The organism is Actinoplanes sp. NPDC051633 (assembly GCF_040681735.1).
Lineage (GTDB): Bacteria > Actinomycetota > Actinomycetes > Mycobacteriales > Micromonosporaceae > Actinoplanes.
Map to the genome: position 1 here is coordinate 1 of NZ_JBFAZH010000151.1, position 10,278 is coordinate 10,278.

General features: G+C 73.4%; 12 protein-coding genes. 5 read left to right on the forward strand and 7 right to left on the reverse strand.

Going from position 1 to position 10,278, the window contains the following annotated elements:
* On the forward strand, positions 1–324 hold a 324-nt coding region (locus AB0M20_RS11670), incomplete at its 5' end, for an SAM-dependent methyltransferase (RefSeq protein ID WP_364297066.1).
* Here the strand turns inward: AB0M20_RS11670 and AB0M20_RS11675 are convergent.
* The 7 genes from AB0M20_RS11675 to AB0M20_RS11705 form a co-directional block, all read right to left on the reverse strand.
* The gene (locus AB0M20_RS11675; RefSeq protein ID WP_364297068.1) at positions 291–470 is read right to left on the reverse strand and encodes a hypothetical protein; all 180 of its coding nucleotides are present in this window, start codon (positions 468–470) and stop codon (positions 291–293) included. The two genes, AB0M20_RS11670 and AB0M20_RS11675, sit on opposite strands and share 34 nt — an antisense overlap.
* An 11-nt stretch (positions 471–481) precedes the next feature.
* Positions 482–1,036 carry a nucleotidyltransferase domain-containing protein gene (locus AB0M20_RS11680; RefSeq protein ID WP_364297070.1) on the reverse strand — a complete coding sequence of 185 codons (555 nt, stop codon included), beginning with the start codon at positions 1,034–1,036 and terminating at the stop codon, positions 482–484.
* Between the two features lie 146 nt (positions 1,037–1,182).
* A complete protein-coding gene (locus AB0M20_RS11685) occupies positions 1,183–2,451 on the reverse strand; it encodes an ABC transporter permease (protein WP_364297072.1) in 1,269 nt (422 codons plus the stop codon).
* Positions 2,448–3,137 (reverse strand): ABC transporter ATP-binding protein, encoded by a 690-nt coding sequence (locus AB0M20_RS11690; protein ID WP_364297074.1) that lies wholly within the window; start codon positions 3,135–3,137, stop codon positions 2,448–2,450. The genes AB0M20_RS11685 and AB0M20_RS11690 overlap by 4 nt, the downstream gene beginning before the upstream one ends.
* Positions 3,134–4,162 carry an efflux RND transporter periplasmic adaptor subunit gene (locus AB0M20_RS11695; protein WP_364297076.1) on the reverse strand — a complete coding sequence of 343 codons (1,029 nt, stop codon included), beginning with the start codon at positions 4,160–4,162 and terminating at the stop codon, positions 3,134–3,136. Before AB0M20_RS11695 ends, AB0M20_RS11690 begins: the two co-directional genes overlap by 4 nt.
* Before the next feature lie 69 nt (positions 4,163–4,231).
* Entirely contained in the window at positions 4,232–5,293 is a 1,062-nt protein-coding gene (locus AB0M20_RS11700; RefSeq protein ID WP_364297078.1) for an alginate lyase family protein, read from the reverse strand.
* 219 nt (positions 5,294–5,512) lie between these two features.
* Positions 5,513–5,887, reverse strand: a complete 375-nt coding sequence (locus AB0M20_RS11705) for a hypothetical protein (RefSeq protein WP_364297080.1) — start codon at positions 5,885–5,887, stop codon at positions 5,513–5,515.
* An 87-nt stretch (positions 5,888–5,974) separates the two neighbouring features.
* On the opposite strand from AB0M20_RS11705, the gene AB0M20_RS11710 reads away from it, so the two are divergent.
* From AB0M20_RS11710 to AB0M20_RS11725, 4 genes are all read left to right on the forward strand, one after another.
* On the forward strand, positions 5,975–6,673 hold the full coding sequence (locus tag AB0M20_RS11710) for a nucleotidyltransferase domain-containing protein (RefSeq protein WP_364297082.1): 699 nt from the start codon (positions 5,975–5,977) through the stop codon (positions 6,671–6,673).
* Positions 6,674–6,682: 9 nt separating this feature from the next.
* Positions 6,683–7,645, forward strand: coding sequence for an alpha/beta hydrolase (locus AB0M20_RS11715; protein WP_364297084.1), 963 nt, complete (start codon positions 6,683–6,685; stop codon positions 7,643–7,645).
* A gap of 26 nt (positions 7,646–7,671) precedes the next feature.
* Positions 7,672–9,384, forward strand: a complete 1,713-nt coding sequence (locus tag AB0M20_RS11720) for a hypothetical protein (RefSeq protein ID WP_364297086.1) — start codon at positions 7,672–7,674, stop codon at positions 9,382–9,384.
* A gap of 239 nt (positions 9,385–9,623) precedes the next feature.
* Positions 9,624–10,278 (forward strand): FAD binding domain-containing protein (locus AB0M20_RS11725; RefSeq protein ID WP_364297088.1); only part of this gene is annotated, 655 nt, incomplete at its 3' end.

Sequence of the window (10,278 nt, forward strand, 5' to 3'; positions counted from 1 at the left end):
CTCAACTTCATCGGCGACGACGACGAGGCCCGCGCCATCGTCCAGCGGCTGGTGTCGGCCGTGCCGTCCGGCAGCCATCTGGCGATCGCGCACCCGACCACGGAGATCAGGCCGGAGGAGTCGGCGGCCGCCGCCGAGCAGTGGAACAAGACCGCGACGCCCCCGATCACGCTGCGCAGCAAGGCCACCCTGGAAAGCTGGTTCGAGGGCCTCGAGGTGCTCGAGCCGGGCGTGGTGACCTGCACGAAGTGGCGTCCCGAGCCGGGCGACCCGACGGCCGACACCGACGTCTACCAGTTCTGCGGCCTGGCCCGGAAGCCCTGAGCGGAGAGCGCGAGGCGACGCAGGTCCTCCGCGCGAGCTTGGCGGCCGCGCGGGTCGGCGTACTCGTCCAGGGCGGCCGTCACCAGGCCGGCGAGGTCCGGCCGGTGCTCGAGCAGCCAGCGGCCGCCGTCGCGTTTGGACAGCATCACCCCGTCGCTCAGCCAGCCAGCGTCCGGGCGGCGTTGAGCACGGCATACACGGGTACGGGCACCTCGCCGGCGGTCAGATCCGCCAGCGGCCGCAGACTGTCCCGGACGTCGGCGCCGACCGAGGCCAGGAACTCCTCGTCGCTCACCCGGCGGAACACCCGGCCGGGCGCGAGGCCGTAGGCGCACACGCCGGTGACCGACGCGACCCGCAGGTGGCCGGCCAGGTCCGGGTCGTGCCCGCCGCGGCCGGCGCCGGGAAGCGCGGTCCGGCTGTAGTGGTAGCGGAACTCGATGGGGTGCCGGCTGCGCAGCGCGGCCGTACGCGTCAGCACGGACAGCTCGAAACCCTTGCCCGGCGCCTGCGAGTCCACCGCCACCACCATGTCGTGGAACCCGCCCAGACCGGCGTCGTCCTCGACCACCACCAGCACGTCGATGTCGCTCGCCGGACCCCAGCAGCCCCACGCCAGCGACCCGTGCACGACGACCGAGACCAGCGCGTCACCGAGCACGTCGACGGCACCGGCGACCAGCCGGTCCACGGCCTCGCGCGCCGTTGTCATCCCGCGGCGACGCGGCTGACGAAGGCGTCCAGATGCTTCATCGCGCGCTCGAGTTTGCTGCTTCACGAACGACGAGCGGATCGCGCGTTCTTCGAGTGGTTCCACGCCGCGAAGCTAGCCCAGCGATCCGGGGACGGTCACCCGGTTTACGCGCGCATCACCGTCGCGATCGGGATGCCCGCCGCGCGCAGCGCCGGGATCGCACCGCCCAGGATGCCCGCGATCAGGCCCGCCAGGATGCCGGCCACGCCCGCGTCCCACGGGAAGGTGACGCCGCGCAGCAGCGGCTCGGACGAGCCCACCACGGTGACGATCACCTTGAGCGCGGCGACGCCGACGCCGATCGCCGCGGCCGCCGTCAGCAGGCCGGTCAGCAGCGTCTCGGTGAGCACGATGCCGGCCAGCAGCAGCCGCGGGGTGCCCACCGCCCGGCGCAGCGCGAACTCCTCCACCCGCTCGCCGACGCTGGCCAGCCCGACGTTGAGGATGCCGGCCACGCCGATCAGCAGCACCAGGCCGGCCATGCCGAGGAACACCAGCCGGATCAGCTTGATCTCCCGGGTACGGTCGCCGCGGGTGTTGATCGTCTCGATGGACGCGTCGCTGCCGATGGCGCGTACCCGGGTGGTGAGCACCTGCGCGACCGGCGACGAGCCGGTCATCAGCACCTGCAGGTCTCCACCGCCGCCACCGCCACCTTGCGCGTCCGCCTCCGCCGGCGTCCAGACGCTCAGCTCGTCGTAGCGCAGGTAGGCCTGCGGCCAGTTGGTGCCGTCGTCGACCACGCCGACGAATCGGGGCGTGACCGGGTTACGCACGCCGGGGACGGTCATCTGGGCGGGCACGTGGTACTGCCGGAAGCCCTCGGCCGCCGCCTCGTTGATCACGATGCGCGGCGCCAGCGACGGCTTCGTCCCCCAGTCGAGCCAGCGGCCGGAGACCAGGCGGAAGGGCCGGAACGTCCGGACGTCGCCGGTCAGCGCGGTGAGGTGCATCTCGACCGCCTGCCCCGGCACCGGCCCGTCGGGCACCGGCGCCGACCCGCCCCAGTTCTCGCCGATCGGCGCCCCGCCCTCGTTGACCGGCAGCACGCCCGGCTCGCCGACGACGGCCTGGGTGCCGACCATCGCGACGGCGTCGGACCGGCCCTTGACCGTGTCCAGGGCGATGCCGGTGACCTGCGGCTTGGAGTACGCGTCGAGGTGGGCCACCTTGGTGCCGTCCACGCCGACGGTGAGCTCGGTGTCGGCGAGGAAGGCTCGCTCGGCGATGCTGGCGCCGGCCTGCACCACGACCACTGCGAGCACGCCGAGGAAGAGGCTGACCATCGACAGCAGCGTGCGCATCTTGCGGGCGCGGATGCCCTGCAGGCCGATGATCAGCGACGATCGCAGCCGCCCGTTGAGGCGCCTCACACCGGCACCCGCTCGGTCAGCACGCCGTCGGCCAGGTCGAGGATGCGGCCCATCCGGGCGGCGTGGTCGCGGTCGTGGGTGACGAGCACGAGGCCGCAGCCGCGGTTGGTGGCGTCGTGCAGCGCCTCGATCACCAGGGTGCCGGTCTCGGCGTCCAGCGCGCCGGTGGGCTCGTCGGCGAGCAGCACGCGCGGCTCGCGTACCAGGGCCCGCGCGATCGCCACCCGCTGCTGCTCGCCGCCGGAGAGCTTGGTCGGGCGATTCTTGGCGAGGTGGGCGATGCCCACCCGGTCGAGAGCGGCGAGTACGCGTGCCCGGCGCTCCCGGCGCGGCAGCCAGCCCTGCCCGTTGACCAGCGCCATCGCCACGTTCTGCGCCGCGGTCAGGTGCTTGAGCAGGAAGAACCGCTGGAACACGAAGCCGAACTCGGCGCTGCGCAGGCGGGCCGCGCGGCGTTCCGGGACCCGGCTGATGTCCCGGCCGGAGAGCAGGTACGTGCCGGAGTCCGGCCGGTCGAAGATTCCGAGCACGCTGAGCAGGGTGCTCTTGCCGGACCCGGACCGGCCGACGATGGCCACGCTCTCGCCCGGCTCGACCCGCAGATCGACCCCGCCGAGGATGGTGCGCGGCTGGTCCTGGCCCTTCAGCGTCTTGACGATGCCGCTGAGCTCGATCAGCGCGCTCATCCGCCGGGCCCGACCTGTACGGCCCCGCCGGCTCCGGGGTCCGCCTGCGGTTCCCCGCCGGGCAGGTCGGGGCCGGGGATGGCGACCGTCTCGCTGCCGTTGAGCCCGGCCCTGATCTCGACGAACCGGCCGTCGGTGAGGCCCAGCGTGACGTCGACGGTCTTGCGCTGCTGGTCGGGGCCGACCAGGTCGACCTTGCCCTTGCCCTGCGTGCCGGCCACCGCCTCGACCGGCAGCACCAGGGCCTTGGCCGCCTTGCCGGTGACCACGTCGAGGGTGACCGAGGCGCCGTTGATCAGCTTGATGTCCTTCGGCGCCGTGCACACCAGCCGCAGGCCGGTCGACTCGGACCCCGGTTGCTGCTGCGGCGCGCCGGCCGCCCCCGGCTGCTCGGGGACGGGCGGGCCGGACTGCTGCGCGTCCGGCGCCGGCTGGTCGGTCGGCTGCGGCGGCTCGGGGACGGTGCCCTCGGGCAGCGCGGCGACGGTGCCGAGCGGCATGCAGGCGAACGGCCCTGGTCCGTTCTTGATCTGTCCGCGTACGGACTGGGCCCTACCGGAGAGACGGTAGGCCTGGGCGCTGTCGATCTCGGCCACGATGCCGTAGCCGGCGTGCTTGGCGGAGATGATCGGCATCCCGGCGGTGACCGTGGCGTGGTCGGCCATCAGCCGCCCGGCCAGCATCGAGCCCTTCGGGATCTCGACTCGGCTGGGCACGCCGCGCTTCCACACCGACGCCACCCAGGTCGCCTGGTCGACCGGCACGGTGTTCGGCCGCCGGTCCACGTAGCGCACCTCGCCACCGATCGGCGCCACGATGCCGAAGACCGGATCGATGGTGACCTTGCCGGTGAGGCTGATGCTGTTGACGACGTCCTTGCGGACCGGCTTGACCGTCGTGAGCACGGTGCCGGGCGCCTCCAGGGCCGGCGTCTCGGCGCCGGGGTCCGAGTCGGAACAGCCGGCCGCGATCACCGCCACCACCGATAGGGCCATGACCGCGCGAGCCGCCCTGAATCTGAACACTCATGCCTCCGAGATCATCACTGCGGTGGCAGAGGGTACCGACCCAAAGCAAGCCCGCGCGATCCCCGATCAGGCCGGGTTGTTGGCGTGCGTCAATGTCTCCCAGGCCACGAACAGGTTGTTCGACCCCTGCGGGCGCAGACGCTCGGTGTACGACTGCGTGTTGCTCATCGCGAATCCGAGACGGTTGTGTAGCGCGTTGTAACCGACCTCGGTGATCGGGCCCAGCCCCAGCGTCACGTCACCGCCGCAGATCGACGACGGGACGGCGGTGCCGTTCTCGAACTTGGTGTGGAAGCCGAGCGAGTGCCGCAACCGGTCCTGCAGCTCCGGGTAGAGGTCGACACCCTGGATCCGGGTCGTCTCGGCGACGTGCGCGATGGCCGAGATGCCGTAGCCCGTGTGGACGAAGTCGCGGCAGCTCTCCTGCGCGTGGCCGTCGGTGAAGGCGCGCTGCCCGTGCCAGTACGAGTACAGCTCCTCGGGGGTGTCCACGGTGCCGACCGGCGGGTACTTCGGGCGTACACCGTCCGCCGCCACGTAGACGAAGGCCTGCGCGCGGGCCCGGAACCGGGTGATCGCCCGGTCGTAGCTCGCCCGGTCCTCCAGGAACACCGAGATGCCGACCGCGGCCTCCATCATGCTCAGCTCCCAGTTGCCGTTGCTGGAGCTGCCGCCGATGACCACGGGCAGGTAGACATTGCGCAGCATGGTGGCGAACCGGGCCTGGTTGGGCCAGTTGCCGTACGTGTACCTGATGATCTCGGCGGCCCGCGGCCAGACCGAGCCGGCCCAGCCGGTCTGCAGCGGGGCGTTGCTGTTGGTGTGCCGCCGGATGGTGGCCGACCAGGCGTCCATCAGGGCGATGGACTTGTTCGCGTACGCCGCGTTGCCGGTGATGTACCAGGCCAGAGCATCGGTGTACGCGGCGATGGCGTCCTCGCGCTCGTCCGTACACCCGTAGTTGGGGTTGGAGTAGGAGCCGCACTCGACCGTTTCGCGCGGGGCGGGGACTCGCGACAGCGAGGCGTACCGGCTGCTGATCATCTGCTGGTACGCGGCCGCCCACGGCTGCGCGCCGGCGGCGACCTTGGCCTTGACGAAGTCGAGCTGAGGGCGGCTGACCAGCACGCCGGGGTGGGCGAAGGCGGCGGGGGCGGCCTAGGCGTCGAGGTGGACTCCGACCGCGGCCGTGGCGGCGGCGAGCACCGTCGCCGCCGCCAGCAGGGCACGTCTGAACATCATGACTCCGGGTGGGGATAGGAACCGGAAAGGTGCTTAACAGTCCGTCCGTCCCACGCCCGGGTCAACGTTCCATCGACATATTTAAGATTATGATAAAAGCTGCGGTCAGGGGGCCGTCATCACCTGGCGCAGCTCGATCGGCTGCTGGATCGGCTTGCCGCCGTGCCCGGGGGCGGCGCTGCAGCGGGCCGCGATGGCCACCGCGCGCTCCTCGGAGTCGACGTCGACCAGCCGGTACCCGGCGAGCTTGCCGTCCACCGGCACGACCTCGCTGGAGATCGCGTCGCCGTCGGAGACCACCCGGGTCAGCGTCTGCCCGACGCCCTGGGAGTCGACCAGCTCGCCGCTGGTGGACAGCTCCTCGTCCAGCCCGATCTGGAAGTCGATGTGCGCGCGGATGTCCGCCGGGTCCCAGTCGCCCATCGGGGTGTCGCAGCCCGCGCCGCCCTCGTAGTTGTTGATCAGCAGGTACTTCGGCATGGTTTCGGCCTCTCGTCGGGTGCCTCTGTGCCGATAGGTCGGAGCCGGTGCCGCGTTCTCGACACGACGCACGGCATGATTTCTCCGGTGACGGATCGGGACCCCATCGCCGACGCCCGTGACCTCGTGACCGCGCGCTTCCCGGAGGCGCGGTGGGCGCTGCTGGCCGGGAGCGTGCTCACCGCGGACCGTACGCCCGGCTCCGACCTCGACATCGTCGTGCTGCTGCGCTCCGGCGCGCCCTACCGGGAGACCCTGCGCTTCCGCGGGTGGCCGGTCGAGCTGTTCGTGCACGACGAGGAGTCCCAGCGGCGGTTCTTCGAGTCCGAGTACGCCCAGCGCAAGCCGAGCCTGCGCCGGATGGTGGCCACGGGCGTACCCCTGATCGGCGATCCCGGCCCGGTCCGCGACGTCGCCGCCCGCGAGCTCGCGGCCGGTCCGCCCCCGCTCACCGAGGCCGAGGCCGACCGGGAGCGCTACGGACTCACCGACCTGCTCGACGACCTCGCCCACGTGATCGACCCCGGCGAACGGATCGCACTCACCGGCACCGGCTGGGTCGCCGCCGCCACGTCCGCGCTGGTGCTGCGGGGCGCCTGGTCGGGCCGGGGCAAATGGCTGCTGCGCGAGCTCCGCGCCCTCGATGAGGACCTCGCGGCGGCGTGGCTCTCCGCGGCCGGCTCCCCCGAGAGGGTCGCCGCGTTCATCACCCGGGTGCTCGACGACGCCGGCGGCCCGCTGTTCGACGGCTACCGGGCCGGCGGTTCTGTCACACCCCCTCGCTAGCGTTCATCCATGGCCTTCATCGAGGAGGGGCCGAGCGACGGCCCGCTGCTGTTCTTCCTGCACGGCTGGCCCGAGCGCGGCCTCGTCTGGCGGGCGCAGCTGGCGCACTTCGCCCGGCTCGGCTGGCGGTGCGTCGCGCCCGACATGCGCGGCTACGGCGACTCGTACGCGCCGGCCGAGCTGTCGGCCTACGCCCTGCCCGAGATCGTGGCCGACATGGTCGAGCTGCACGACTCGCTGGGCGGCGAGCCCGCCGTGTGGGTGGGGCACGACTGGGGCAGTCCGGTGGCGTTCGGCCTGGCGGCGCATCATCCCGCTCGGGTCCGGGCGGTGGCGAGCACCTGTGTGCCCTACGCGCCGCACGGCTTCGCGCTGTCGTCGCTGGTGCCGCTCGTCGACCGCGAGGTCTACCCGGCCGACCGCTATCCCGACGGCCAGTGGAGCTACTACCGGTTCTACTACGTCGACTTCGACAAGGCGGTGGCGCAGTTCGAGGCCGACGTCGCGGCGACGGTGGCCCTGCTGTTCCGGCCGGGTTCGCCGCAGGCGGTCGGCAAGCCGGCCCGGGCGGCGGAGGTCGTGGCCAACGGCGGCTGGTTCCCGCGCGGGCGCGCGCCCGATGTCGGCCGCGAGCACCTGCTCCTGCCGCCCGGCGACTTCGCCGAGGTGGTCGGTGGGTTGCGCCGGACAGGCTTCCGAGGCCCGTGCGCGTGGTACGTCAACGACGAGGCCAACATCGCGTACGCGCGGGCGGCGCCGGACGGCGGCCGCCTCACGATGCCGGTGCTGTTCGTGCACGCGGCGCTGGACAACATCTGCGACACGGTGCACACGGCGCTCGCCGATCCCATGCGCGCGGCCTGCACCGACCTGACCGAGACGGTCGTCGACGCGGGTCACGAGGTGATGCTGGAGAGACCGGCCGAGCTCAACGATGCGCTCACCAAGTGGCTGGAAACCGCCCTGAGCTGAGGTTCCGCCCGCGACAATCACTTGTCATGGGGTCGGGGGTCCGCGTTCAGCACCTCGTGCCGGCCGCCGCCGTGCTGATCGTGCTGATCATCGTGGCGGCGCCCGGCTCGTCCTCGGAGCTGGCCGCGGTCGCGGCGCCGGGTGGCCCTGAGGCGGCGGGCCCGGCGGTGCGCTGGATGGCGCTCGGGCTGCTGGCCGCGCCGGCCGTGATGGTCTATGTGCACCGGCCGGCGGCGGCGTGGGCGGCGGTGGCGTGCGCGGGCTGGTGGGTGATCACGCGGCCCGGCTACGGCTGGCGCGAGCTGCTGCCGTGCGCGTACGCGCTGGTCGCCGTGCTGGTGGCGCATGCACGCCCGCCGGCGCCGGCCCACACGCCGGAGTCCGCCCGGGCCGACTTCGCGGGCTGGTTCGACGTGACCCGGGCCCACCTGACCACCCGCACCCGCATCTTCAGCGACCCGTCCACCTCCTCCTCAGACCCCCTCGAGCCCACGGATCCCGACCCGGCCCATCCCGACCCGGCGCATCCCGACCTCTCCTTCCGCGGCCTCGACCCCAATCGGGCGCCGGCCCATCCCCGGCTCGGGCCCGAGCATCCCGCCGAGGAGGTGCGCGTGGCCCGGCCACCACAGCCCGCCGCCTGGCCGTCGGTGGGCGGACCGGCGGCGGGCCTCGCCGTGGCGGCGCTGGCCGGCGCCGGCGCCTTCGTGGCGCAGACGCTGCGCACCGGCGCGCCCGCCTGGCTGGCCGCGGCCGTCGTCGCGGCCGGCGTCGGGGTGGCGCTGCTCGCCCGGAACAGGGCGCGGCGACGGGCCCTGCACGAGCTGTTCTCCGCCGAGCAGCCGGTCCGGGAGGCGCGGGTCGTCGACCAGCTCGGCTATCTGCACGTGCTGGTGCCCACGCCGGACGGCCGGACCGCCGTCGAGTTCGGCATGGACACCGCGGACACGTGGTCGACGTGGGACGGCGAGCCGGGCGATCCGCGGACCCGCCCGGCCACGCTCTACGGCGAGCCGCGGCCCGGGTCGTGGTGCGCGGTGGAGGTCGACGGGCGGGTGCACGTGCCGGTCGAGCCGGTGGGCATGACGACGCTGATCACCTACGACCCGGAGCACGGGCTGCCACAGGAGGTGACCGACGACGAGGAGCAGCTCGTCGACCCGGACGCGCTGCTCGGCACGGACCACCTGGAGACGCCGGACGAGATGCACGAGCACCGGATCTCCCCGGTGCGGGCGTGGTGCACGGTCGCGGCGATCGGGCTGGGGGCCACCTTGGCGGCGGCCGAGGGCATGCACCTGGCGGGCTTCGCCGGGGACTGGCCCTCGGTGACCGTGGTGGCGGTGGTGGCGGCCGCGGCCTTCGAGTTCGGCTGGCGCTCCCAGCTGCGGCAACGGCTGCGCTGGCACGCGGGCGGGGTGGTCGCGGTCGGCTTCCGGGGAGTGGTCCGCGAGCCGTGGACGGTGGACAGCGCCGCGGTGCACGACGACGAGGGCGCGGTGACGCTGACCGTCGGCGACTCGGTGGTGACGGTCCCGGCCCCGCCGCCGTGGCCGCGCGGCTCGGGCCAGCGCAACTGCGAGCAGCTGGTGGCGGCGCTGCGGGACGCGCGAATGCTCGCCTTCGCGGGCGGCCCGCTGCCCCCGCCACCGTCGGCGTCCGTCCCGCACCGGCCGCTGCTGCTGGTGGCGGCCTGGGCGGTCACGGTGACGGGCGCGGTGGCGTTGTTCGCGTCCTGACCGGTCGGCCTGTGGACAGAGACCCGAAACTGTCACACCCCTCCCCTACATTCCGACCCACCCAGTGCCCGGGGTGGGGGATGGCGGCGGCGGCTCAGTGGCAGCGGACCGCGGGCGGGCGGCACGCCGCGGGCAGGCGCGCCGGCCGGCGGCATGCGCGGCTGTGGCGCGACGCGCCGTCATCTGCTGTTGCGCGGATCGACGCGGCGACCGTAACAAGGGCGCGTAACGTCGGCTTGGTGGATCTGCACACCGTCACCGAGGTGGTCAGCCCGGCCGGCGCCGGCGCCTGGCGTCCCGGCGACGCCTGGCTGGCCGGCGGCACCGCCCTGTTCGCACAGCCGCAGCCCGGCGTCACCCGGCTGCTCGACCTCGCCGCGGCCGGCTGGACCCCCCTAGAGGTGCGCGAGGACGGGCTGGAGATCGCCGCCACCTGCACGGTCGCCGAGCTGGCCGCCTTTGCCGGCGCGCCGCACTTCGAGGCGTTCCACGGCATCGCGCGCGGTTGCTGCGCCTCGTTCCTGGCGAGCTTCAAGATCTGGAACGTCGCGACCGTCGGCGGAAACCTCTGCGCCGCCCTGCCGGCCGGTCCGATGATCGCGCTCACCGCCGCGCTCGGCGGGGTCTGCCTGTTGCAGGGGCCGGCGGGCGAGCGGCGGGTGCCGGTGGCCGAGTTCGTGACCGGCGACGGCGTCACCGTGCTGCGTGACGGTGAGCTGCTGCGGTCGGTGCACCTGCCGCGGGCGGCGCTGACCGGCGTGTCCGCGTACCGCCAAGGGTCTCTGCACACCCACGGCCGGTCGGCCGCGCTCCTGGCCGGGCGCCGCGACCCCGGCGGGCGCTTCACGCTCACCGTGACCGGCGCGACCAAGCGACCGCACCAGCTGGTCTTCG

Bases quoted from the DNA above. Each gene is read 5' to 3' on its own strand.
- AB0M20_RS11675 (WP_364297068.1), bottom strand. From the start codon at position 470: ATGCTGTCCAAACGCGACGGCGGCCGCTGGCTGCTCGAGCACCGGCCG.
- AB0M20_RS11680 (WP_364297070.1), bottom strand. From the start codon at position 1,036: ATGACAACGGCGCGCGAGGCCGTGGACCGGCTGGTCGCCGGTGCCGTC.
- AB0M20_RS11690 (WP_364297074.1), bottom strand. From the start codon at position 3,137: ATGAGCGCGCTGATCGAGCTCAGCGGCATCGTCAAGACGCTGAAGGGC.
- AB0M20_RS11705 (WP_364297080.1), bottom strand. From the start codon at position 5,887: ATGCCGAAGTACCTGCTGATCAACAACTACGAGGGCGGCGCGGGCTGC.
- AB0M20_RS11715 (WP_364297084.1), top strand. From the start codon at position 6,683: ATGGCCTTCATCGAGGAGGGGCCGAGCGACGGCCCGCTGCTGTTCTTC.
- AB0M20_RS11720 (WP_364297086.1), top strand. From the start codon at position 7,672: ATGGGGTCGGGGGTCCGCGTTCAGCACCTCGTGCCGGCCGCCGCCGTG.